Origin of the sequence: Anoxybacillus sp. ST70 (assembly GCF_019553625.1) — a bacterium.
Lineage (GTDB): Bacteria > Bacillota > Bacilli > Bacillales > Anoxybacillaceae > Anoxybacillus > Anoxybacillus gonensis.
This window is the reverse complement of the sequence record NZ_JAHZOF010000007.1, coordinates 14,209-37,827: the sequence shown is the minus strand read 5'-3', so window position 1 is coordinate 37,827 and position 23,619 is coordinate 14,209. Positions and strand designations below refer to the sequence as shown.

Here is a 23,619-nt window from a genome sequence, read left to right as displayed (position 1 = left end):
CGTTTCATTATAATGATTGTTTAGCCAATTTTAATGTCACTGTTTGTTTTTTGCCATCGCGATAAAACGTTACTTTCATCGTATCGCCAATTTGTTTCCGATTATATAAATGCTTTCTTAAGGCGATGACATCCGGAATGTTTTCGTCATCTAACGCGACAATGACATCAAATTCACGCAAACCCGCTTGGGCAGCTGGTGATCCCGGTACGACTTGTAAAATAGCAACCCCTTCTTTCACGTTTGCCGGCAAATGGAGCGTCTGTTGCCAATGATATGCTGGAATATCGCTTAATGAACGTAACTCTACGCCCATATATGGTCGACGAACTTGTCCAAACTTCTCTAAATCCGCAATGATCGGTTTTGCATAGTTAATCGGAATGGATAATCCGATTCCTTCCACGGCTTCTTGCGCAATTTTCATCGAGTTAATTCCAATGACTTGACCTTCGATATTTACGAGTGCTCCTCCGCTGTTTCCTGGGTTAATTGCAGCGTCTGTTTGTAATACTTCTGCATGCCAATCTGGAATGCCATCTTGATCAATATCAATTGGAATCGTACGGTTTACCCCAGAAATAATTCCTTGCGTCACAGAACCTGCAAATTGCAAGCCGAGTGGGTTCCCAACTGCAATCACTGGTTCCCCGACCTTCACGACATCTGAGTTACCGAATTCAGCTACGTTTGTGACATGTTTCGCATCGATTTCTAATACTGCTAAATCGGTCCATACATCACTTCCAAGAAGACGAGCTGGCACTTTTGTTCCGTCGCTTAAGCTCACTTCGACACGGCTCGCACCTTCAACGACGTGATGGTTAGTGACGATATATGCCTTATTCCCTTCTTTTTTATAAATAACACCGGAACCTGTTCCAGCTTCCCCGCCTTCTGACCAAAAACTTGCTTCTTGAATATTTACAATGCCGACAACCGCATTAGATACTTTGTTTACAGCTTTCGTTACTTGAGTGACGACATCTACTGCTACACTTTTATCTACTTTTGGCTGCTCTGTTACCGTCGTCTGTTTTTCTTCCGTTTGTTCAAGTGAATAAGGTAACACGTCCCATTTTACTAGCGAAGGAATAGCGACGATGACAAGCATTCCCCCTAAAATCGCCCCGACTAATCCCGCCAAAAACGTGCCTCCGCGGTTCCCTTTTTGTTTTTGACGAACATGTTCATAATGATCATCATAATAGCCCATTTTTCACCCGTCCTTTCTATCTCAAATATTGACCCATTTTCCATTATAACCTGTTTTTTCGCTCATCATCTAACAATATACATACGTCATGTTGGTGAAAAAACGGTGAAATTTATACGGAAACGAGCGCTGTCGGACGAACCGGATCCGTATCATATAGTTGAAAAGATTGTCCGACGATCATCCCTTTTTTCTCAAGCGTCTGAGCAACTGTCATTCGCGCTAATTCTTTCATATTGTTATCTTGGCTTAAATGAGCTAAATAAATGCGCCTTGTTTTATCACCGATCACGTCCGCTAAGGCGAGACCTGCATCTTCGTTAGATACGTGTCCGACATCACTTAAAATACGTCGCTTAATGTTCCATGGGTATTTTCCCATACGTAACATTTCTACATCATGGTTGCTTTCAAATACAAATACATCCGCATGACAAATGACACCTTTCATGCGCTCGCTAACATACCCTGTATCTGTAATAAGCGCTAACTTTTTTCCCTCGTAATGAAACACATAAAACATAGGCTCGGCGGCATCGTGCGACACGCCAAATGACTCAACATCCATATCTCCAAACGTGCGAACAGCACCCGTTGGGAAAATAAATTTTTGTTCAGATGGAATGTCACCAATGAGTCCATCCATCGCTTTCCACGTTTTTTCATTCGCATAAATCGGAAGGCGGTACTTCCGAGCAATGACGCCTAAACCTTTAATATGATCGCTATGTTCATGCGTCACTAAAACACCTGTTACATCTTGAAGACGGCGATCAATATGAGCAAATAGTTGCTCTAATTGTTTACCGCTTAATCCTGCATCAACAAGTAACCGTTCACGTTCCGTTTCTACGTAAAAGGCGTTACCTGTACTGCCACTTGCCAAAACGCTAAACCTCATCTCATTCACTCCAACACTTTATTTTCATCGCTAATCACTTGTCCTTCAAATGCATTGACATAATAATCTGTTTTTCCATTCACAACAACATGCCATGTCGGTGTTAACACTTGCGAAGTCGTAAACTGGACAAGTGCATAATAACCTAAATCGATTTTCGTTACGCGATCACCAGGCTTTAAGTGATTTCGTTTATACAACGTCTCTAATGCTTTAATCGCTGGCAAAATTTCTTGTTTTTTCTCGTTCTTTTCTAAATCAACAAGCAACGTTTGTTCGTAACCGACCATTTCATTTTGATCGTTCACATAAATAAGCAACATACTGCTCACGTTTTTATAAATCGTTTTTCCTTCATATTGTTGAAAATAAATGAGCGCTTGTAAATCTTCGTCATACTTCCAAAACGTATATTGATCACCCGCAATGATATTTTGCCTTAAAAACTCTGTTAAACGATAACCGTCTTTCGGGTCTTGCAATGGAACAGGTTTAATAAAATGAGCTTGCAAAACCGTTTCATTTGCTGCTTCTACTTGTTGGTTTGGCAAATTTTTAACTTCTTCTTCCGTAAACGTTTTACTTTTCCCACTGACATATGTCGCTTTCGTGATCTCTTTTGGCAAATCGACATATGTAATACCATCTGCTTCAAGTTGTTCTTCAATTGTCGCCTCTAAAATGACATCAAGCTGGCTACTATTTTTTTTCTGAATAAATTGGTACCCTAAAAATATATCGAGAATGAGAAATGTAATAATAAAAATCGTTTTCGTTTTACTCCAATCCAATGATATCCCCTCTTCGTTCATCTGTCGTCATCACAATTTTCCGCCATGTTCCGTTATATAAACAGTACCAAGCTGGTTCTAACATGACGATATTTTCCCGCTCCGAATCACGAATGAGCTCATAACCGATGGCAATATCATCAATTAACTCATGTTGAATATTTTTTTGTTGTTTCAACTGATCAATGACTTCATATCCAGACGAAAGTGTAATTGGCAAGCTCACCCGATCGGGAATAGCTAATGTAAATAATGGGCGTTGGTAATTGATAATCTCATTTTCTCCCCATATTTGTATAATTTCTGCCATACCGTAACGATTAAATACAGGATAACCATTGGCAAACAAACGAAAAGTTACTTTTCTACCGTTTTCGTCTAAGCGATCAAAATAATACGTATCCGTCCAACCGCCGTGATCGTTGACAAAGTCGATGCTTTTTTGCAAGATCGTTGGATCAAACGTTTGTGTTTCGCCACGAGCCGCTGGATTGACATACAATAGTAACTTTTTAGATAAATCGACATCCATTAACCGCGAACCATCTGTATATTCTTCTCCGAAGTTGAGCACATCTTTTTTCACAAAACTCGGATCTGTAAATAGCGCATCTTTAAAACGATCTGCGCTTAATTCGTCCATATAGTATTGCAATCGGTTTAATACGAGTGGACGAGCTGGTAAAAATAGCGATTTTGTTTCACTGATGTCGTACGATAAAAATGGTGTATAACGCTCTGCGCGCGCATAATATGTTTGTTTCAAATTCTCTATCGACACATCTTGAGCGACCGCTTTATATATACGCTTTTCATTGACAGATACGAAATATACGTGAATTTCTTCTTCGTTTTCATTCATTGGAATAATGATGCGATCAAAGCGAACTTTTTCAACATCTGTATCATCTATTTGAAAAATCGTATGATACATTTCAATCGGTATGTCGTCTGGATAAATAATTTCTATTTTTCCTTTCCCATGGATAAACGAAAGAAATTGTTCTTTTTTTACTGTGTCTGATATATTTTCAAAATGATCGAACGTCCAATTTTTCATTTCCTTCATAAATTTATAAATGTCTGAATGATGCGTCATCCCGTAATGTTGTGCATCTTTATGAATAAAAATATAACGCGGCTGAACGACTGTACCATAATCGACCGCAACATTGCTGACAGGGACGTTTTGAATGTATTTTGCGTTTTCAATGAAGTCATATTTCGGCTGATACGTCCATAAGCTCCACGTTAAAAAAACGCTCGTACATACAAGAATCGTCAATACAATCGATTTCATCGTTTCGTATTTCATCGTTTTCATCCTTTTTTCTGTTGTTCAATCGGCAAAGTAAAGTAAATCGTTGTCCCTTTCCGTTCTTGACTTTCAGCCCAAATACGCCCACCATGTGCGACGACAACTTCTTTTGCAATCGCAAGACCTAGCCCTGTTCCACCGAGCTTCCGTGAGCGCGCCTTGTCGACACGGTAAAAACGCTCAAAAATTTTCGATAAATCCGATTTAGGAATACCGACTCCCTCATCTTTCACACTTACTTCGATATGATCCTCTTTTTTCTTCACACGAAACGTAATTTTTCCTCCTTGCGGAGAGTATTTTAAGGCGTTAGAAATAATGTTATCAAGCACTTGTGTAATTTTATCTTCATCCATATGAACAAAGATTTTTTCATCAGGAAAGTCTCGAACGAACGAAACGTTTTCTTTTTTCGTTAGTTCAAATCGATCGATCACTTTATGAAAATATGGAATAAAATGAACGCGCGTCTTTTTCAATTTGTAGTCTTTGCTGTCAAGCTTAGAAAGCTGCAACAAATCGTTGACGAGACGAATCATTCGCTCTGTTTCATTTTGTGTCACTTCAATAAATCGCGGAGCAATTTCCTCATCGCGCCATGCTCCGTCCGCAAGCGCTTCTAAATAACTGCGCATGGTCGTTAACGGCGTCCGTAGCTCGTGCGAAACATTAGCGACAAACTCGCGACGATCGCGATCAATTTTTTCATGTTCTGTAATATCGTGCAACACAACGATTAACCCGTTTACAAACCCTTTTTCTTTTTGAATAACAGATAAAGAAGCGCGTAAAATGTACATTTCTTCTTCTGTACTAAAATCTAAAATTAACGTTTCACGCTCTTCCAGCAGCGTTTCAAATGTGTATTGTTCGTCTAATCCTAATACGCTCACAATAGGGGCAGACAACACTGTTTCACGTGAAACATTTAAAATGTTTAGCGCCGCATCATTAATTAAAATAATTCTCCCTTTTCTATCTGTGGCGATCACACCATCTGTCATATGCGTCAATACCGATTCTAACTTACGACGCTCTCCTTCGGTCGTCGCTTGCGCTTCTTGCAATTTTTTCGTTAAGTTGTTAAAACTGAGCGCAAGCTGTCCAATTTCATCATACCCGTATACTTTTACTTTTCGTGAAAAATTACCTTTTGCCATCGCTAATGCTTGTTTACGCATATCTGAAATGGGACGAGTAATCGTTTGCGCTAGTAAAATGCCTAACAACGCTGTAATGACTAAAGCGATTCCTGTTCCAGTCGCTAAAATGTTATTAATTTGCCTCATTTGTGCAAAAACATTTTCCATCGAGGCGATAACATAAATAGCCCCTTTCATTTCGTTCTTTACTTTAATTGGGGTCGAGGAAATATACATGCGGTGCCCTGTTTTCGGATCAACAAGCATTTTTTCCGTCATTTCGCCTGCAACTAACGTTCGTTTAATTAGTAAATCTGTCGTCCGTTTTCCGACAATATTTTGATTGTATGGATTCGATGTTCCTAATACTTTACTTTTATTATCAATAACGCGCACTTCAGAAATATCTTGTGACACGAAATCTTGTAAAATTGCGCGAATCTCTTCTTCGATTGTAGGACTTTTTTTATCGCGTTCTTTATTCATTTCTTGTTCAATATTGTAAGCGAGCAAAATCACGCGCTCATTTAACGAGTTTTTAAAGTTTTCAACGAGTTGTGCCTCTAATTGACGCACGAAATAAGCCCCGATAATTTGCATTGCGATTAAAATAAGCAAAATATAAATCAAGGCAAATTTCACGTGAATCGATTGGAATATACTTACTTTTTTCATGCGGTTACTCCTGTTCCGGATTTCGTAAATAATATCCTACCCCTCGTCTTGTCACAATCCACGTTGGATGCGAAGGGTTGTCCTCGATTTTTTCACGCAAACGTCGAACGGTTACATCAACGGTACGCACATCGCCAAAATAATCGTATCCCCATACCGTTTGAAGTAAATGTTCACGTGTCATCACTTGACCGATATGTTTCGCTAAATAGTGAAGAAGTTCAAACTCGCGATGAGTTAATTCAATTTCCTCTCCCCGTTTAGATACAATATAAGCGTCTGGATGAATGGTAAGCGAACCAATTTTTATTTCGCTCATTTCTTTTACATCTTGTTCTTGGCTTTGTTGATGGCGACGCAAATTAGCTTTCACGCGTGCCAACAACTCGCGCGTGCTAAATGGCTTCGTTACATAATCGTCCGCACCGAGCTCTAGTCCAAGCACTTTATCAATTTCAGAATCTTTTGCTGTCAACATAATGATCGGCATATCGTATTTTTTACGAATTTCGCGGCATACTTCCATACCATCTTTTTGCGGAAGCATAATATCTAATAAAATTAAATCCGGTTGAATATCTTCTACTTTTTGTAACGCCTCCACACCGTCGTACGCACAATATACGTCATATCCTTCTTTTCTTAAATTAAATTGCAAAATGTCAGCAATCGGCTTTTCATCATCAACAACTAAAATTTTTTTCTCCATTTATGTTCACTCCCCCAAAAAGGCGTATTTACATATAGTGTACCATGTCACTATTATAAAATAAAAAAGCATAGACACATATATGTATCTATGCTTACAAGTGGCTCGGGACGGAATCGAACCGCCGACACAAGGATTTTCAGTCCTTTGCTCTACCGACTGAGCTACCGAGCCATATCGATTATAGCTTCATCCTTTATTTATTCGAAAACCAAACGTCCTTCGTCCCGCTCTCCGTTTGCTTACTCAAGATGCGGCTCGAGCGGTACGCTGGTGCCTGATCAATGAAGTCCATTCGAGCGTGCTAATAAAAAATGGCGGTTCCGACGGGATTCGAACCCGCGATCTCCTGCGTGACAGGCAGGCATGTTAACCACTACACCACGGAACCGTATTCTAACAGACATCTATTATTCTATTATATAATTAGTAAAAAGACAATAGTTTTTTTAAAAAAACGTCGACGAACGAGTCATCGACGTTTTTTCTTATGCATATACGTTACGGACAACATTCGTTTGAGAACGGTCTGGTCCGACAGAGAAAATAGAAAGCGGAATACCTGTCAATTGCGAAATGCGCTCAACGTAACGGCGGGCATTAGTTGGAAGTTCGTCTAAGCTTTTTACGCCAGTAATATCTTCTGTCCACCCTGGCAATTCTTCATATACAGGTTCGCATTCCGCTAGCACTTTTAAGCTTGCCGGAAACTCTTCTATGATCTGTCCTTTATATCGATAAGCGACGCAAATTTTTAACGTCTCAATACCTGTTAATACGTCGATTGAGTTTAAAGATAAATCTGTAATCCCGCTAACTCGGCGGGCATGGCGAACAACAACGCTATCGAACCAACCGACGCGACGTGGGCGCCCTGTCGTCGTTCCATACTCGCGGCCTACTTCGCGAATGCGGTCACCAATTTCATTGTTTAACTCAGTTGGAAACGGACCGTCACCGACACGTGTTGTATATGCTTTAGCTACACCAACAACATGTTTAATTTTTGTTGGACCAACACCTGCACCAATCGTTACCCCACCAGCCACAGGGTTAGATGACGTAACAAACGGATACGTTCCTTGGTCAATATCTAACATGACGCCTTGGGCGCCTTCAAATAAAACACGACGTCCTTCATCAAGCGCATCGTTTAATACGACAGACGTATCGCAAACATACTTCGCAATTTGTTGTCCATATTCATAATATTCATCAAGAATGTGTTCTAATTTAAATCCTTCAACACCGTACACTTTTTCAAAAAGTACGTTTTTCTCCGCTAAATTACGGGCTAATTTTTCTTCAAATACTTCACGGTCGAGCAAATCTGCGATGCGGATGCCGACACGTGCCGCTTTATCCATATAAGCAGGGCCAATTCCTTTTTTCGTCGTTCCGATTTTATTAGCCCCTTTTCGTTCTTCTTCTACTTCATCCAGCTTTAAATGATAAGGCAAGATCACATGTGCGCGGTTGCTAATGCGTAAATTTTCCGTGCTTACACCACGCTCATGTAAATACGCTAATTCTTGCACAAGCGCTTTCGGATCAACAACCATTCCGTTTCCAATGACACAAATTTTATCTTTATAAAAAATGCCAGAAGGAATTAAATGTAATTTATACTTTTCGCCGTTAAATACAATCGTATGTCCGGCGTTATTTCCACCCTGATATCGTGCAATCACTTCTGCATGTTGTGATAAAAAGTCTGTAATTTTACCCTTTCCTTCATCGCCCCATTGTGTTCCAACAACAACAACTGAAGACATGGCGAGCACCTCCGCTTCATCAATTCCAAACAAAGTAAGTGTACCAAATCAACTACAAAAAATCAATAAAAAACCGAACATTTATATATGCTTTTATCATTTTTATTCGTATTCAATTAAGCTCCAGGCGGAACGTTTGCATCATCGAAGCGGCGCTCTAAGTTGACAAACTTGTTATACTCTTTAACAAAAGCAAGCTGTACAGTACCAACCGGACCGTTCCGTTGTTTTGCGATAATAATTTCAATGATATTTTTGTTTTCCGATTCTTTATCGTAATAATCATCACGATATAAAAAAGCGACAATATCGGCATCTTGCTCAATACTTCCTGATTCACGCAAGTCAGACATCATCGGGCGTTTATCTTGGCGCTGCTCTACGCTACGAGAAAGCTGAGATAAAGCGATGACAGGAACATCTAATTCACGAGCTAACGCTTTTAGCGAGCGAGAAATTTCCGATACTTCTTGTTGACGATTTTCGCGGTTTCGTCCACTTCCTTGAATAAGCTGTAAGTAATCGATTAATACCATTCCAAGTCCTTGTTCTTGTTTTAAGCGGCGACACTTGGCACGAATTTCACTTACGCGAATGTTCGGCGTATCGTCAATAAAAATACCGGCATTTGACAGGCTTCCCATCGCCATCGTTAACTTTCCCCAGTCTTCCGGTGTGAGTTTGCCCGTCCGCAAGTTTTGAGCGTTAATGTTTCCTTCTGCACAAAGCATACGCATCACAAGCTGTTGCGCACCCATTTCTAAGCTGAAAATGGCCACATTCTCACCCGTACGCGTCGCCACATTTTGCGCAATATTTAATGCAAATGCAGTTTTTCCGACAGATGGACGAGCAGCAACAATAATAAAATCGCTTCGTTGAAACCCGGCCGTCATCCGATCTAGTTCAATAAATCCAGTCGGAATTCCAGTGATTTCACCCTTGCGATTATGAAGCATTTCAATGTTATCGTACGCTTGAACGAGCACATCTTTTATATTTTGAAATCCGCTCGTATTTTTTCGTTGCGATACTTCTAAAATTTTGCGCTCCGCTTCATTTAACACATCTTCTACTTCATCTTCCCGCGTATAGCCGTCTTGAGCAATTGATGTAGCTGTACGAATTAAACGGCGTAAAATGGACTTTTCTTCTACAATTTTCGCATAATATTGTACATTTGCCGCCGTTGGAACAGCATTCGCTAGCTCGGTTAAATATGAAACGCCCCCTATTTCTTCAAGGGCATTCGCATCTGCTAGTTCTGATGTAACGGTCACTAAATCGACTGGTTCACCACGATCAGATAGTTGCAACATCGTCCGGAAAATTTTTTGATGGGCAGCTCGATAAAAATCTTCGGGAATTAATATTTCTGAAGCGGTTGTGAGCGCTGATGGCTCCAATAAAATTGCTCCGAGCACAGCTTGCTCAGCTTCAATATTTTGTGGGGGGAGTCGATCAGCAAATACGTCGTTCATATACGCTCACCATCCTTTCTCATAAGAAAAATGTGATTATATGCACGGAAAAAATCCGGCATAAAATCACATTTCATTACTTTTGCTCTTGCACATGTACTTTTAATGTCGCAGTCACTTCTGGATGAAGCTTAACCGGTACATTCGTATATCCAAGCGCCCGAATCGCATCATCTAATTCAATTTTACGTTTATCAATCTTAATTTCATGTTGTTGCTGGAGCGCTTCAGCAATTTGTTTGCTTGTGATCGAACCGAATAAACGACCTCCCTCACCAGCTTTCGCAAACAATTCCACAGTTAATGTATCGATTTTTTCTTTCAATTGTTTTGCGCGGGCTAATTCTTCTTCCGCTTCTTTCTTTTGTTTATTTTTTTGCGCTTCTAACGCTTTTAAGTTCGCCGGCGTTGCTTCAATCGCAAGACCTTGTTTAAATAAAAAGTTTTGCGCATAACCATCTGCAACGTTTTTTACTTCTCCTTTTTTCCCTTTTCCTTTCACGTCTTTTAAAAAGATCACTTTCATGTTTCTTTACCTCCTTCAATATATTCTCGAATAGCTGCTCGCAATCGTTTTTCGGCTTCGTCAATCGTTACATTGGTAAGCTGAGTCGCCGCATTCGTTAAATGGCCTCCGCCATCAAGTTTTTCCATAATTAACTGAACGTTGACATCTCCCAATGAACGAGCGCTAATTCCAATCGTTTGATCGTTTCGCTTCGAGATGACAAACGAAGCGACAACACCATGCAAAGATAATAACGTATCGGCTGCTTGAGCGATTAAAACAGGATCATACGCTTCGTTCACATTTCCTTTCGCAATCGCAAAACCGTGCTCATCAATGATAGCGTTCTCAATTATTTTAGCACGTTTAATGTAATGCTCAATATTTTCTTTTAACAATTTTTGGACAAGTGTTGTATCCGCCCCTTGCGCCCGTAAATATGAAGCGGCATCAAACGTTCGTGATCCTGTGCGCAACGTAAAACTTTTCGTATCAACGACAATCCCAGCTAATAAAGCTGTCGCCTCAAGCATAGAAAGCTTCGAACGTTTCGGTTGATATTCTAGCAATTCCGTCACTAACTCTGACGTTGATGACGCATACGGTTCCATATAAACGAGAATCGGATCTTGAATGAATTCTTCACCGCGACGATGATGATCAATGACTACAACCCGATCTAGTCGCAACAATAGCCGTTCTTCAATCACAAGAGAAGGTTTATGTGTATCGACGACAACGAGCAACGTATCTTCTGTCGCTAACTCTAATGCTTGTTCAGGGGAAATAAAGCGAGACCAAAGTTCCGTCTGCTTTTTGACCGCCTCAAGCAACCGTTGTACCCCAGAATCAATGCGGCTCGAATCAATAATAATAAACGCTTCTTTTTGATTCATTTGAGCCACTTTTAAAATACCGATGGCAGCACCAATGGCGTCCATATCGGGATATTTATGTCCCATAATAAACACTTGTTCACTTTCTAAAATGAGCTCTTTTAGCGCATGTGATATGACGCGGGCCCGAACTCTTGTCCGTTTTTCCATTGGATTTGTTTTCCCGCCGTAAAATTTCACTTTGCCATTCGGTTGTTTAATCGCTACTTGGTCGCCACCACGTCCAAGCGCTAAATCTAAACTAGACTGAGCCAATGCCCCTAATTCCGGCAAAGAAGGAGAATTTGTTCCAATACCGATACTTAACGTTAACGGCACATGATTTTTCGCTGTTTGCTCACGCACTTCATCTAAAACAAAAAATTTATTTTTCTCTAGCTGTTGTAAAATATGTTCATTTAACACAGCGATAAATCGATCAGACGACGTACGTTTTAAAAATAACCCGTATTCGCTCGCCCATCTGTTTAAAATGGACGTCACTTGACTATTGAGCTGGCTTTTCGTTTGATCGTCCATTCCTTGCGTTACATCATCGTAATTGTCGAGAAAGATGACTCCTAATACGATTTTTTCTTGCTCGTATTTTTTCTCTAGTTCTGCTTGTTCAGTAATATCAAAAAAGTAAAGTAACCGCTCTTCTCGCCGAATGATTACTTTAAACGTTCGATCATGTAACGTAATGACTTCTTCGGTTGCCTCTTTTTTCATTAACGGAACGAGTTGCTCAGCAACATCATATAACGATTGGCCAACTAACGTATCCACTCCAAAACAAGAAGATAGAAAAGTGTTTGTCCACTCAATTTCCAGCTCATCGTTAATGAGCATGATGCCAATCGGCATACCCATTAACGCTTCTTCTCCAACTTTTTTAATGCGGTAAGAAAGGGTAGAAATATAATCTTCAATTTCCTCTTGAGCGACTTTATACGATCGAAATACGTGAAATAACGTCGGTCCAAGGAGCACAGCAGCAACTATCCCAATTACCCATTCAAAGTACGTCACGATAACAAGCAATATGAACGTAATACCAATTAAAACATACAAGGGATAGCGATGCCTCTGCTTTTCATACAAACTGGACATGAACGTCAGCTCCTTGCGTCATTAATCTTTCAACCTCTTTCGCAAATCAAATCCTAAATCAATTATACCTAATATTCGCACGAGGTGAAGTAAAAAAGGGAAAAATAGCGATAGAACAACAATGGCAATGGCCCCTTTACGTCCCATATGTTTATGATGCGTCCAATAAAAAATGAACGAGAACCCTTGGATCATCATAAGCAACTGCAAAATTTGAAATAAGTTGATGAGTATAACGTAAAGAAATGAATCGTGCCCGATCGGAAAAAATAATACAAGCATTGTCGCTAAATAGTACCACAATAAGCTTTTTGGTAAAACGAGTTCCCGAAACGGTTGCCAGTTACCAATCGGCATATTTAATCGCTTTAAAATAGGCAAGGCAGCTTGTTGAGTAATCCAAGCAAAACATGCGGCAGCAAAAACGAACGCCGTCGGCAACAAATCGATAACAACATCCATCGTTTGTTTCATCGTTTTTTCAAATTGGTCGTTCGTTTGTTGCCCGATTTTTTCTAATATGTTTTGTGCACTTTGAAACGATTGTTGCATGATTTCTTCAATTTGTTTACCAATGTGAATGTCAAAAAATAAAACAGAACCCGCATAAATGATGATCATGCTGACTAAAAAAGAGAGCGTACCAACGAGCAAAACGGCGTATTTTCCACCGTGTTTTCGCCATACATGCCCCATGGCCACTCCACTACTTGCAAACATAAACGTCATCGGAACAGAGAAAAATGAACCGAACCAAATGGATGGAATAAATGATGCAGCAAGTAAAAACAAGCCATTTTTATATGTATGGCGCATCGTAAATAAAAGAAATGGAATTGCTAAAAAAAACGTAGTAACCATCCCGAATACAGGCATATATAAACTAAGTAAAAGAAGCACTGTAAAAATGGCGAGTTGCACAGCCCCTTCTGTTAATACACGCGCGTTTTTCACTTTTTTCCCTCCTTGAAAACAAAAAGCAGTAAGGCTCCGTCCCCCTTACTGCTTTTTCTTTTTATTCGCCCGCAACGTATGGTAATAAAGCCATTTGACGAGCACGCTTGATCGCAATTGTTAATTTACGTTGATATTTTGCGCTCGTACCTGTTACGCGACGAGGTAAAATTTTACCGCGCTCAGAAATGAATTTCTTTAATGTGTCGACATCTTTGTAGTCGATGTGTGTAATTCCGTTTGCTGTAAAGTAGCAAACTTTACGACGTTTTGTGCGTCCACCTTTACGTCCTGCCATCGTGTATCCTCCTTTCGTTGATCATGTATATTAAAACGGCAAATCATCATCCGATATGTCGATTGGTTGTCCATCGTTCGCAAATGGATCATCATCAATTCGACTAAATCCGCTGCTACGTCCTTGGTTCGGGTTCTGATTTGATCCAAATGGAAACGGCTCGCCATAGCTGCCTGATGCCATGCCACGTTGCTCACCGCCACCTCGCGGCTCTAAAAACTGCACGCTATCGGCGACAACCTCTGTCACATACACTTTTTTTCCTTCTTGGTTTTCATATGATCTCGTTTGAATTCGACCTTCTAATCCAGCTAAACTACCTTTTTTCAAATAGTTCGCCACATTTTCAGCTTGCCGGCGCCAAACGATACAGTTAATAAAATCTGTTTCACGTTCACCTTGTTGGTTTGTATATGTTCGGTTTACCGCTAGCGTAAACGTGGCAACAGCAACTCCATTTGGAGTATAGCGTAATTCCGGATCTTTCGTCAGTCTTCCGACGAGAATTACGCGATTAATCATCAGAACCACTCCTATTCATGAGGAAATTATTCTTCTTCCTTCACTACGATATGACGAATGATATCTTCGCTGATGCGTGCTAAACGGTCAAATTCTTGAACCGCTGCTGGTTTCGCAACAACGTTTAAAATCATGTAGTAACCGTCACGGAATTTTTCAATTTCATAAGCGAGACGACGCTTACCCCATTCTTTTACATTTGTAATTTCTGCGCCATTTTCAGTTAACACGTTATTAAAACGCTCAACAACTGCTTTTCTCGCTTCTTCTTCCATGTTCGGACGGATAATGTACATAATTTCGTACTTTCTCATCACAGTCACCTCCTTTTGGTCTACACGGCTCTATACAGAGCAAGGAGCAATATATCATTACTCACATTTGTTGATTATATCACGAACAACTTTCGTATGCAAGATTAGACATTAAAACGGAAATGAATAATATCGCCATCTTGCACTTCGTAATCTTTGCCTTCCAAGCGTACTTTTCCAGCTTCACGAGCAGCCGCCATCGATCCTGCTGCCACTAAATCTTCGTATGATACCGTTTCTGCTCGAATAAACCCTCGTTCAAAATCAGAATGAATAATGCCTGCACATTGTGGTGCCTTCATTCCTTTACGGAACGTCCATGCGCGCACTTCTTGTTCACCCGCTGTAAAGTACGTCGCTAACCCAAGCAAGCTATATGAGGCGCGAATGAGTTGGTCTAAACCAGATTGTTCGATACCGAGTTCTTGTAAAAACATCTCTTTTTCTTCATCGTCCAATTCTGCCATCTCCGCCTCGACTTTAGCGCAAACGACGATCACTTCTGCGTTGTCCTCTTTTGCGAACGCTTTTACTTGTTGGACGTACTCATTGCTGTTTGGATCAGCTAAATCTTCTTCACCAACGTTCGCAACGTACAACATCGGTTTAATCGTTAATAAATGCAATTGCTTTACGACTTTCATTTCTTCTTCTGTAAACAAAAGTGTTCTAGCTGGTTTTCCTGCTTCAAACGTTTCCTTTAGACGGCTTAAAATGTCGTATTCGAATACCGCTTCTTTATCTTTTTGTTTAGCCATTTTTCCAACGCGGTCTATTCGCTTATCTACGGTTTCTAAGTCAGCAAAAATAAGCTCTAAATTAATCGTTTCAATATCGGCAATCGGATCGACTTTTCCAGCCACATGCGTAATATTTTCATCAGCAAAACAGCGCACAACTTGGCAGATCGCATCAACTTGACGAATATGCGACAAAAACTTATTTCCTAACCCCTCACCTTTACTAGCACCTTTAACAATCCCAGCAATATCTGTAAACTCAAATACTGTTGGAACTGTACGTTTTGGATTAAATAGTTTTGTCAACGTTTTTAGTCGCTCATCTGGCACTTCAACGATCCCCACGTTTGGTTCGATCGTACAAAACGGATAGTTGGCAGATTCGGCACCTGCTTTTGTAATCGCATTAAACAACGTTGATTTTCCGACGTTCGGAAGACCAACAATCCCTGCTGTTAAACCCATCATCATACTCCTCTCTTCATCTATTCCTCATGTTTGACAAGCACTTTTTTCATTTTTCTTTCGAATTCTTTCCGTGGTAACAAAACGCTATGACCGCATCCTTCACATTTGATGCGAATATCCATGCCCATTCGAATGATCTTCCAACGATTTGTCCCACAAGGATGCGCCTTTTTCATTTCGACGATATCATGCATGCCATACTCTTTATTCAATATAGCACACTCCTTTCCGTTGTTTAAGCACGTTCCGCTTGTTGTTCACGATTATAAAGAACTAAACGAGGAAACGGAATTTCAATGCCACGCTCGTCCAAACGAAGCTTAATTTCTTTTCGCAAGGCGCGCGCGATATGCCAATGACGCATCGGCTTCGTTTCACACGTAATGCGCATGACGACTTCAGACGGTCCTAAATTTTGCACGCCTAATAATTCTGGCGGGCTCACAATATCTTCATATTTGTTTGGCATTTCTTGTAACACTTCACGAATAACAGCTTCCGCCTTTTCTAAATCACCTTCATAAGCAATACTTACATCGACAACCGCCACGCTATTATTTAAAGAAAAGTTTGTCACTTGCGTAATCGACCCATTCGGCAAAATATGCACTTCACCTGTAAAACTTTTCAGCTTCGTCGTACGTAAACCAATTTCTTCTACATGTCCTTCAAATGTACCGATACGTACATAGTCTCCAACCGCAAACTGATCTTCAAGGATAATAAAAAAGCCGGTAATAATATCGCGAACAAGGTTTTGTGCCCCGAAACCAACAGCAAGTCCAACGATGCCAGCGCCAGCTAAAATGGCACGAATATCGACACCAAAGGCGTCTAAAATCATCATAAACGTAATAAAGTAAATGCTATACGTAGCCATATTGTTTAATAAGCGCATCAATGTTGCTTCTCTTCGTTCAGATAATCGAATCGGTGCTTTTTGCCGAACAGCAAAAAACTTTGCGATCGTTAATTTGACAACCTTCAGCAAAATTGATGCTAAGAGAATGATCACTATCATTTTAAACAAACTGACACCAACTGTAACGAGCCATTCACCTTCGATAATTTTTTCAACGACACGACCGTATATTTTTTGCACTTGCTCCATTCATCGCACCTCCATCGTAGCAAAATGACCTATACAAGCTTATTTGTTTGCGCATAAGTTATTGTAACAGTATTTCACTTATATTTGTAGCGCGCGAACTTTCTACGATGTCCAATGTATATATATTCACATTTTTCCGTATACTGTTACCACGTCATTTCATTGAAGGAGGGAACGAACGTATGCAAAACAAATTTTTTTACGATGAACCGGATGCAGTATCCCAACTTGCATCGGCCATTTTATATTTGCTTCCAACTTCTACACATACGCCTGTTGCCATCGTTTGCATCGGTACCGATCGTTCGACTGGCGATTCGCTTGGCCCACTTGTCGGCACGATGCTTGAACAAAAAGGATCGTTGCCGTTTTATGTGTACGGAACGTTAAAAGATCCGATTCATGCGGTGAATTTAGAAGATAAACTAAAAGACATTCAACAAAAACATAAACATGCATTTATTATCGCCGTCGATGCTTGTCTCGGGCGCGTAAAAAACATCGGGATGATTTCCATTGAAAAAGGTCCATTAAAACCTGGAGCTGCTGTCAATAAAAATCTCCCTTCTGTCGGTGACGCTCACATTACTGGCATTGTTAATGTAAGCGGATTTATGGAGTTTTTCGTGCTACAAAACACCCGACTTCATTTAGTAATGAATATGGCTGAAATGATTGCAACAGGTATTTATGAGGCCGGAATGCAGCTGAAAAAACAAAACCGATTCGCATCATTAAAGATAAACGAGCTGAAATATAAACTATCAGAATAACATGTGCATAAAAGCAACAATTAACGCATTAACTAAAATGCTCGGCAATAAATTCGCTACACGAACAGACGTAAGATTTAACATATTTAATCCGATCGCCATAATTAAAATTCCGCCTGTTGCGGTCGATTCAGCAATAAATGCCTCGAGGGCGCTTGGCGGAATAAACCGATCAATTTGCGTAGCCATTAAGGCAATAGAACCTTGATATACAACAACAGGAATGGCTGAAAAAAGAACGCCGATGCCAAACGTAGCGGTTAAGATGATGCTCGCAAAGCCGTCTAAAATCGATTTTGTATACAGTATAAGATGATCGCCTCTTAATCCGCTATGTAGCGCACCGACGACAGCCATCGAACCAACAACAAACAAAAGCGTGGCACTCACAAATCCTTTTGCAATTGCCCCTTCTGCTCCATATCCTATTCTTTTTTCTACCCAAACTCCTAATCTCTCAAGCTTTTCTTCAATATCCCATATTTCTCCTAGCACTCCACCGAAAACTAAACTAATAATAACAATTAAAAATTGGTCGCTTTCTAATCCCATTTTTACACCAAGGACGACAACGGAAAGCCCAATTCCATTCATAACCGTAGATTTTATCCGCTCGGGTATATTTTTAAACACAGCACCTAATAGAGCCCCAATAATAATACATATTCCGTTAACGAGTGTACCGAGTAAAGCCAATTGATGTCACATCCTATTCGTCCATTTGTTCATCGTATGCATTCAACAATTGTAAAATACGCGTCAAATCTTCTTCAGAGAAAAATTCAATTTCAATTTTCCCTTTTTTCCGATGTTTTTTAATAGATACCGCTGTTCCTAAACGCTCGCGCAATAACGCTTCACTTTGCGCTAAAAACAGGCTTTTTTCCTCTTTCTTTTTCGATGTTTCACGTGGAACATTTTTGTTTAGCTGTTGAATAAGCGCCTCAAGTTGTCGGACATTAAGGGATTCTTGCATGACTCGTTGAATAACAGCTGCAAGCTTCTGTTTGTTTTTTAATGCTAGTAACGCCCGACCGTGTCCCATCGATAGTGTACCTTCTTCAATCATTTGCTGAACATCACTTGGAAGTGAAAGAAGTCGAAGGTGGTTAGCAATATGCGGCCGGCTCTTTCCTAAACGTTTCGCTAACTCTTCTTGCGTTAATTTGCATCGCGTAAGCAATAATTGATATGCTGTTGCTTCTTCAATTGGATTTAAATCTTCGCGCTGTAAATTTTCCAGCAACGCAATCTCCATCATTTTATCGTCCGAGAGTTCACGCACAACCGCTGGAACAGTTTTCATTCCTGCTAATTGCGCCGCTCGAAAACGCCGCTCACCTACGACAATTTCATACCCTTTGATCGTCTGGCGAACGATGAGCGGTTGAACGATTCCGTGTTCCATAATCGATTGCTTTAATTCTTCTAGCGCTTGTTCATCAAACGTTTTGCGCGGCTGATATGGATTAGGGCGAAGTTGTTGAATATCGATTTCTTGAACCATTTCCCCTTTCTCCGCTTCTAAATTAGTAAAAAGAGCATGAATGCCTTTTCCGAGCCCTTTAGCCATTTGCGATCACCTCTTTCGCAAAGTCTGCGTATACTTCCGCTCCCCGCGATTTCGCATCATACAAAATAATTGGCTTCCCATGGCTTGGTGCCTCACTTAGTCGTACATTGCGTGGTATAATCGTTTCATACACTTTTTCACGAAAATATTTCTTCACTTCTTGAATCACTTGAATACCAAGGTTTGTGCGCGCATCAAACATCGTGAGCAATACACCTTCAATACGTAAATTTGAATTTAAATGTTTTTGCACAAGACGAATCGTATTTAATAGTTGACTCAATCCTTCCAATGCGTAATATTCACATTGTACAGGAATTAATACTGTATCAGCTGAAGTTAAAGCGTTAATCGTCAACAATCCGAGGGAAGGTGGGCAGTCGATAATAATAAAATCATACATCTCTTTCACTGGACTTAATGCTTTTTGTAAGCGCACTTCCCTTGAAACGATTGGAACGAGCTCAATCTCAGCTCCTGCTAATTGAATAGTGGCAGGAATGATGTGCAATCGCTCAATATTTGTCGGGCGAATGACTTGACGTACATCCACTTCCTCCACTAATAAGTCGTATGCACATTGTTCAATTTCATGTTTTTCCACACCAATGCCACTTGTCGCATTTCCTTGCGGATCAATATCGACAAGTAACGTTTTCTTTCCCATATGAGCTAAACACGCCGATAAATTTACCGCCGTTGTCGTTTTCCCAACACCGCCTTTTTGATTAGCAATCGCAATAATTTTCCCCACAATGCTCCCCATCCTTTACCTATAATACTTTTATTGTATCATGAATTTTTCAATATTTTCATATACAAAAAGAAAACCTCATCGTCGTTTTTGATGAGGTACTATTTTTGTCTTTTCGGGATGCGGATTGTAATTTGATAATAGTCTTCAAACTCTTCCTCTTCCGAATCAATAGCAACACCACTATCAGCGACCATCGTTAACGACTGACGAATCGTATTGACAGCGATGCGCATATCTTTACTTAACGATTTTCGCTTCGGTTTCGGACGTTTTTCATTCTCATCTTCTAACATTTTCGCCACTCGATCTTCTGTTTGCTTCACGTTTAATTGCTTTTGGATAATTTCCTCAAGCAATTTTAACTGTTTATTGTAGTCTTTTAGCACAATCAAAGCGCGAGCATGTCGCTCTGTAATTTGACGTTGCAATAATGCATCTTGTACTTCTTGAGGCAGCTTTAATAAGCGAAGTTTGTTGGCAATCGTCGATTGTCCTTTCCCGAGCCGTTGCGCTAACGCTTCTTGCGTTAAATGATGCAATTCTAGCAAGCGAGCGTAAGCCATCGCTTCTTCAATGGGCGTCAATTCTTCCCGCTGTAAGTTTTCAATTAAAGCAACAGAAGCTGTTTCCGTATCGTTTAAATTTTTAATAATGGCAGGGATATCCGTCCAGCCAAGTTTTTGCGCTGCCCGCCATCTTCGTTCCCCGGCAATAATTTCGAACTTCCCATCCTCACATTCTCGAACGACAATTGGCTGAATCATTCCATGTGTTCGAATCGTTTGAGCAAGTTCGTCAATTTTATCTTCAACAAAAATGGTCCGTGGCTGAAAACGGTTTGGAACAATTTGTGAAATAGCTATTCGTTTTATTTCTTCATTTGGTACAACGATTTCTTCTTGCTCTTTCTCACCAAAGCTAAAAAAGCGTGAAAAAGGATGCTTCATTTCCCCCTGACACCACCTTTGAGAACTCAAAACATTCATTCAATTGGAAGTTTGTTTGGTACCCCTGGTTTGCGTGGATATTTCTTCGGTGTTTTTCGTCTCTTTTCAACAAAAACAATCGCTCGTTCACTTTCCTCAATCGGCAATAAAAATTGTTCTACTTTTGTCACTTCACCGCCTAGCACGCGGATCGCTGTATTCCCTTGCTCAAGCTCTTCATGTGCGGATGCTCCTTTCATCGCAATAAACGTTCCGCCTACTTTTACAAGCGGCAAACAAAGTTCACTTAGCACAGACAACCGCGCGACAGCACGAGCCATGACGACATCAAACGACTCACGGACCGTTTTTTGTCCAAACGTTTCAGCACGATCATGATAAAAAGCTACTCCTTCAAGCTGAAGTTGCGCAGCTAAATGATTGAGAAACGTAATTCTTTTTTGCAATGAATCGACAATTGATACATGTAGGTGAGGAAAGCAAATTTTTAACGGTATGCTCGGAAACCCTGCCCCCGCCCCAACATCGCAAATAGATAACGGCCGCGAGAAGTCGTAATAAAAAGCAGGTGTAATGGAATCAAAAAAATGTTTTAAATATACGCCTTCTTTGTCTGTAATAGCCGTCAAATTCATTTTTTCATTCCATTCGACAAGCAGTTGATAATATGTTTCAAACTGAGCGAGTTGTTGAGGAGAAAGCCAAATCCCTTTCTCCTCTAACATTTGTTTAAATGTATTTACATCCATCGTTCATCCCTCTTTATTCATTTGACACGCGTGCGATTTTTCCCTGCTCTAAATAAACTAATAAAATTGAAATATCCGCTGGATTGACTCCTGAAATGCGCGATGCTTGCGCAATAGAAAGCGGGCGAACTTGTTTTAATTTTTGTCGCGCCTCTGTCGCCAACCCTGTAATCGCATCGTAATCAATGTCTTCTGGAATTTTTTTATTCTCCATTTTCTTTAATTTTTCAACTTGTTGTAGCGATTTTTCAATATACCCTTCGTACTTAATTTGAATTTCTACTTGTTCCGCTACTTCAGGATCAATCGGTTGTTCCGCCGGTGCAATCATTTGAATATGCTCATACGTCATTTCTGGACGCTTTAACAAGTCGGCTGCTCGAATGCCGTCTTTTAATTCGCTTCCCCCGACGTTGCGAATCATTTCTTGCACTTGCGGCGTCGGTTTAATAATGTACGATTTTAAACGTTTCTTTTCTGCTTCGATCGCTTCTTTTTTCGCTATAAACTTTTCATATCGCTCTTGTGAAATTAACCCGAGTCTGTAACCAATTTCTGTTAAACGTAAATCTGCATTGTCATGACGCAATAAAAGGCGATATTCCGCACGAGATGTTAACAAGCGGTACGGCTCGTTCGTTCCCTTTGTAACAAGATCGTCAATTAAAACGCCAATATATGCTTCTGAGCGACTTAAAATTAACTCCTCTTTTCCGAGCGCTTTGCATGCCGCATTAATGCCGGCAATAAGCCCTTGACCAGCCGCCTCTTCATATCCTGATGTCCCATTAATTTGCCCTGCTGTATATAACCGTTGAACGACCTTTGTTTCTAACGTTGGCCATAGTTGCGTTGGAACGATGGCATCATATTCAATTGCATAGCCAGCTCGCATGAGTTGCGCTTTTTCTAACCCTGGTATTGTCGCTAACATTTGGCGTTGAATATGCTCTGGCAAGCTTGTAGACAAACCTTGCACATACACTTCTTGCGTATGTCTTCCTTCTGGTTCAAGGAAAATTTGGTGACGTGGCTTGTCATGGAAACGAACGATTTTATCTTCAATCGATGGGCAGTAACGCGGACCTGTCCCTTTAATCATCCCTGAATACATCGGCGACAAATGTAAATTTTCATCGATAATTCGGTGCGTCTCCTCTGTCGTATAAGTGAGCCAACAAGGGAGTTGATCGGTAATATATTGTTTCGTCTCATATGAAAAGGCGCGCGGCACTTCATCGCCTGGCTGAATTTCTGTTTTGCTGTAATCAATCGTATGGCTATTAACCCGCGGTGGTGTCCCTGTTTTAAAGCGAACAAGTTCAAAACCGAGTTCCTCTAAATGTTCTGAAAGCTTAATCGATGGCTGTTGATTGTTTGGCCCACTTGAATATTTAATGTCTCCGATAATAATTTCACCGCGTAAAAACGTTCCTGTCGTAATGACGACAGCCTTGGCATAATAACGGGCACCTGTATGCGTAGTTACTCCTTTACATACACCGTCTTCTACGATTAATTTTTCTACTTTTCCTTGCAATAATGTTAAATTCTCTTGATTTTCGAGCGTTTTTTTCATTTCTTGTTGATATAAAAATTTATCTGCTTGTGCACGTAACGCTCGCACAGCAGGTCCTTTTCCTGTATTCAACATACGCATTTGAATATGCGTTTTGTCGATATTTTTCCCCATTTCCCCGCCTAGCGCATCAATTTCGCGAACGACGATGCCTTTTGCAGGACCGCCGATAGATGGGTTACATGGCATAAAAGCAATCATATCAAGATTCAGTGTGATCACTAACGTACTCGCTCCCATGCGCGCAGCAGCAAGCGCTGCTTCACATCCCGCATGACCGGCACCTACGACGATGACATCATAAGATCCTGCCTCGTAATGCATAAATAC

At 40.5% G+C, this 23,619-nt stretch carries 24 protein-coding genes and 2 tRNA genes; 1 reads left to right on the top strand and 25 read right to left on the bottom strand.

What is annotated here, in order from left to right:
• Positions 1 to 7: 7 nt before the first annotated feature.
• From K1I43_RS10320 to K1I43_RS10230, 19 genes are all read right to left on the bottom strand, one after another.
• On the bottom strand, positions 8 to 1,216 hold the full coding sequence (locus K1I43_RS10320; protein ID WP_019416603.1) for a S1C family serine protease: 1,209 nt from the start codon (positions 1,214 to 1,216) through the stop codon (positions 8 to 10).
• Between the two features lie 112 nt (positions 1,217 to 1,328).
• Positions 1,329 to 2,117: an MBL fold metallo-hydrolase gene (locus K1I43_RS10315; protein ID WP_026011476.1), complete on the bottom strand. Its 789-nt coding sequence runs from the start codon at positions 2,115 to 2,117 to the stop codon at positions 1,329 to 1,331.
• A gap of 5 nt (positions 2,118 to 2,122) precedes the next feature.
• Positions 2,123 to 2,908 carry a two-component system regulatory protein YycI gene (locus K1I43_RS10310; protein WP_026011475.1) on the bottom strand — a complete coding sequence of 262 codons (786 nt, stop codon included), beginning with the start codon at positions 2,906 to 2,908 and terminating at the stop codon, positions 2,123 to 2,125.
• Positions 2,895 to 4,223, bottom strand: a complete 1,329-nt coding sequence (locus K1I43_RS10305; protein ID WP_009361068.1) for a YycH family regulatory protein — start codon at positions 4,221 to 4,223, stop codon at positions 2,895 to 2,897. Before K1I43_RS10305 ends, K1I43_RS10310 begins: the two co-directional genes overlap by 14 nt.
• Before the next feature lie 5 nt (positions 4,224 to 4,228).
• Entirely contained in the window at positions 4,229 to 6,043 is a 1,815-nt protein-coding gene (gene walK, locus K1I43_RS10300) for a cell wall metabolism sensor histidine kinase WalK (protein ID WP_019416600.1), read from the bottom strand.
• A 4-nt stretch (positions 6,044 to 6,047) separates the two neighbouring features.
• Positions 6,048 to 6,752, bottom strand: coding sequence for a response regulator YycF (gene yycF / locus K1I43_RS10295; RefSeq protein WP_009361070.1), 705 nt, complete (start codon positions 6,750 to 6,752; stop codon positions 6,048 to 6,050).
• 101 nt (positions 6,753 to 6,853) lie between these two features.
• Positions 6,854 to 6,926 (bottom strand) — tRNA-Phe (locus tag K1I43_RS10290).
• A gap of 141 nt (positions 6,927 to 7,067) precedes the next feature.
• A tRNA-Asp gene (locus K1I43_RS10285) sits at positions 7,068 to 7,143 on the bottom strand.
• Positions 7,144 to 7,240: 97 nt separating this feature from the next.
• Complete coding sequence (locus tag K1I43_RS10280) at positions 7,241 to 8,527, bottom strand: adenylosuccinate synthase (protein WP_026011474.1); 1,287 nt, start codon at positions 8,525 to 8,527, stop codon at positions 7,241 to 7,243.
• Positions 8,528 to 8,643: 116 nt separating this feature from the next.
• On the bottom strand, positions 8,644 to 10,008 hold the full coding sequence (gene dnaB / locus K1I43_RS10275) for a replicative DNA helicase (protein WP_009361072.1): 1,365 nt from the start codon (positions 10,006 to 10,008) through the stop codon (positions 8,644 to 8,646).
• Between the two features lie 76 nt (positions 10,009 to 10,084).
• On the bottom strand, positions 10,085 to 10,534 hold the full coding sequence (gene rplI / locus K1I43_RS10270; RefSeq protein WP_019416598.1) for a 50S ribosomal protein L9: 450 nt from the start codon (positions 10,532 to 10,534) through the stop codon (positions 10,085 to 10,087).
• Positions 10,531 to 12,504, bottom strand: a complete 1,974-nt coding sequence (locus K1I43_RS10265) for a DHH family phosphoesterase (protein ID WP_019416597.1) — start codon at positions 12,502 to 12,504, stop codon at positions 10,531 to 10,533. Before K1I43_RS10265 ends, rplI begins: the two co-directional genes overlap by 4 nt.
• A 21-nt stretch (positions 12,505 to 12,525) precedes the next feature.
• Entirely contained in the window at positions 12,526 to 13,458 is a 933-nt protein-coding gene (locus K1I43_RS10260; protein WP_019416596.1) for a YybS family protein, read from the bottom strand.
• A 61-nt stretch (positions 13,459 to 13,519) separates the two neighbouring features.
• Entirely contained in the window at positions 13,520 to 13,756 is a 237-nt protein-coding gene (gene rpsR / locus K1I43_RS10255) for a 30S ribosomal protein S18 (protein WP_003397568.1), read from the bottom strand.
• Positions 13,757 to 13,786: 30 nt separating this feature from the next.
• Entirely contained in the window at positions 13,787 to 14,278 is a 492-nt protein-coding gene (gene ssb, locus K1I43_RS10250) for a single-stranded DNA-binding protein (protein WP_026011473.1), read from the bottom strand.
• A 26-nt stretch (positions 14,279 to 14,304) separates the two neighbouring features.
• Entirely contained in the window at positions 14,305 to 14,592 is a 288-nt protein-coding gene (rpsF, locus tag K1I43_RS10245) for a 30S ribosomal protein S6 (protein ID WP_009361077.1), read from the bottom strand.
• A 104-nt stretch (positions 14,593 to 14,696) separates the two neighbouring features.
• The gene (gene ychF / locus K1I43_RS10240; protein ID WP_019416594.1) at positions 14,697 to 15,797 is read right to left on the bottom strand and encodes a redox-regulated ATPase YchF; all 1,101 of its coding nucleotides are present in this window, start codon (positions 15,795 to 15,797) and stop codon (positions 14,697 to 14,699) included.
• A gap of 20 nt (positions 15,798 to 15,817) precedes the next feature.
• The gene (locus K1I43_RS10235; protein WP_178378767.1) at positions 15,818 to 15,994 is read right to left on the bottom strand and encodes a DUF951 domain-containing protein; all 177 of its coding nucleotides are present in this window, start codon (positions 15,992 to 15,994) and stop codon (positions 15,818 to 15,820) included.
• 41 nt (positions 15,995 to 16,035) lie between these two features.
• The gene (locus tag K1I43_RS10230; protein ID WP_019416593.1) at positions 16,036 to 16,911 is read right to left on the bottom strand and encodes a mechanosensitive ion channel family protein; all 876 of its coding nucleotides are present in this window, start codon (positions 16,909 to 16,911) and stop codon (positions 16,036 to 16,038) included.
• Positions 16,912 to 17,093: 182 nt separating this feature from the next.
• Between K1I43_RS10230 and yyaC the strand changes: the two genes are divergently transcribed.
• Positions 17,094 to 17,684, top strand: a complete 591-nt coding sequence (gene yyaC / locus K1I43_RS10225; protein ID WP_050982316.1) for a spore protease YyaC — start codon at positions 17,094 to 17,096, stop codon at positions 17,682 to 17,684.
• Here the strand turns inward: yyaC and K1I43_RS10220 are convergent.
• The 6 genes from K1I43_RS10220 to mnmG form a co-directional block, all read right to left on the bottom strand.
• Complete coding sequence (locus K1I43_RS10220) at positions 17,676 to 18,380, bottom strand: DUF554 domain-containing protein (RefSeq protein ID WP_019416591.1); 705 nt, start codon at positions 18,378 to 18,380, stop codon at positions 17,676 to 17,678. The two genes, yyaC and K1I43_RS10220, sit on opposite strands and share 9 nt — an antisense overlap.
• A 13-nt stretch (positions 18,381 to 18,393) precedes the next feature.
• Entirely contained in the window at positions 18,394 to 19,257 is an 864-nt protein-coding gene (locus K1I43_RS10215) for a ParB/RepB/Spo0J family partition protein (RefSeq protein WP_019416590.1), read from the bottom strand.
• A complete protein-coding gene (locus tag K1I43_RS10210; protein ID WP_026011470.1) occupies positions 19,250 to 20,011 on the bottom strand; it encodes a ParA family protein in 762 nt (253 codons plus the stop codon). Before K1I43_RS10210 ends, K1I43_RS10215 begins: the two co-directional genes overlap by 8 nt.
• A 101-nt stretch (positions 20,012 to 20,112) precedes the next feature.
• Positions 20,113 to 20,961 (bottom strand): nucleoid occlusion protein, encoded by an 849-nt coding sequence (gene noc / locus K1I43_RS10205; RefSeq protein ID WP_009361085.1) that lies wholly within the window; start codon positions 20,959 to 20,961, stop codon positions 20,113 to 20,115.
• Between the two features lie 35 nt (positions 20,962 to 20,996).
• Entirely contained in the window at positions 20,997 to 21,710 is a 714-nt protein-coding gene (rsmG, locus tag K1I43_RS10200) for a 16S rRNA (guanine(527)-N(7))-methyltransferase RsmG (RefSeq protein ID WP_019416588.1), read from the bottom strand.
• Positions 21,711 to 21,723: 13 nt separating this feature from the next.
• On the bottom strand, positions 21,724 to 23,613 hold the full coding sequence (gene mnmG, locus K1I43_RS10195) for a tRNA uridine-5-carboxymethylaminomethyl(34) synthesis enzyme MnmG (protein WP_026011469.1): 1,890 nt from the start codon (positions 23,611 to 23,613) through the stop codon (positions 21,724 to 21,726).
• Positions 23,614 to 23,619: the final 6 nt, after the last annotated feature.

Coding starts and splice junctions, on each gene's coding strand:
- K1I43_RS10280 (WP_026011474.1), bottom strand. CDS start 8,527: ATGTCTTCAGTTGTTGTTGTTGGAACACAATGGGGCGATGAAGGAAAG.
- K1I43_RS10235 (WP_178378767.1), bottom strand. CDS start 15,994: ATGCATGATATCGTCGAAATGAAAAAGGCGCATCCTTGTGGGACAAAT.
- ssb (WP_026011473.1), bottom strand. CDS start 14,278: ATGATTAATCGCGTAATTCTCGTCGGAAGACTGACGAAAGATCCGGAA.
- rplI (WP_019416598.1), bottom strand. CDS start 10,534: ATGAAAGTGATCTTTTTAAAAGACGTGAAAGGAAAAGGGAAAAAAGGA.
- dnaB (WP_009361072.1), bottom strand. CDS start 10,008: ATGAACGACGTATTTGCTGATCGACTCCCCCCACAAAATATTGAAGCT.
- K1I43_RS10320 (WP_019416603.1), bottom strand. CDS start 1,216: ATGGGCTATTATGATGATCATTATGAACATGTTCGTCAAAAACAAAAA.
- K1I43_RS10230 (WP_019416593.1), bottom strand. CDS start 16,911: ATGGAGCAAGTGCAAAAAATATACGGTCGTGTCGTTGAAAAAATTATC.
- K1I43_RS10215 (WP_019416590.1), bottom strand. CDS start 19,257: ATGGCTAAAGGGCTCGGAAAAGGCATTCATGCTCTTTTTACTAATTTA.
- walK (WP_019416600.1), bottom strand. CDS start 6,043: ATGAAAAAAGTAAGTATATTCCAATCGATTCACGTGAAATTTGCCTTG.
- K1I43_RS10315 (WP_026011476.1), bottom strand. CDS start 2,117: ATGAGGTTTAGCGTTTTGGCAAGTGGCAGTACAGGTAACGCCTTTTAC.
- K1I43_RS10305 (WP_009361068.1), bottom strand. CDS start 4,223: ATGAAATACGAAACGATGAAATCGATTGTATTGACGATTCTTGTATGT.
- mnmG (WP_026011469.1), bottom strand. CDS start 23,613: ATGCATTACGAGGCAGGATCTTATGATGTCATCGTCGTAGGTGCCGGT.
- yycF (WP_009361070.1), bottom strand. CDS start 6,752: ATGGAGAAAAAAATTTTAGTTGTTGATGATGAAAAGCCGATTGCTGAC.
- noc (WP_009361085.1), bottom strand. CDS start 20,961: ATGAAGCATCCTTTTTCACGCTTTTTTAGCTTTGGTGAGAAAGAGCAA.
- rpsF (WP_009361077.1), bottom strand. CDS start 14,592: ATGAGAAAGTACGAAATTATGTACATTATCCGTCCGAACATGGAAGAA.
- rpsR (WP_003397568.1), bottom strand. CDS start 13,756: ATGGCAGGACGTAAAGGTGGACGCACAAAACGTCGTAAAGTTTGCTAC.
- K1I43_RS10265 (WP_019416597.1), bottom strand. CDS start 12,504: ATGTCCAGTTTGTATGAAAAGCAGAGGCATCGCTATCCCTTGTATGTT.
- ychF (WP_019416594.1), bottom strand. CDS start 15,797: ATGGGTTTAACAGCAGGGATTGTTGGTCTTCCGAACGTCGGAAAATCA.
- yyaC (WP_050982316.1), top strand. CDS start 17,094: ATGCAAAACAAATTTTTTTACGATGAACCGGATGCAGTATCCCAACTT.
- rsmG (WP_019416588.1), bottom strand. CDS start 21,710: ATGGATGTAAATACATTTAAACAAATGTTAGAGGAGAAAGGGATTTGG.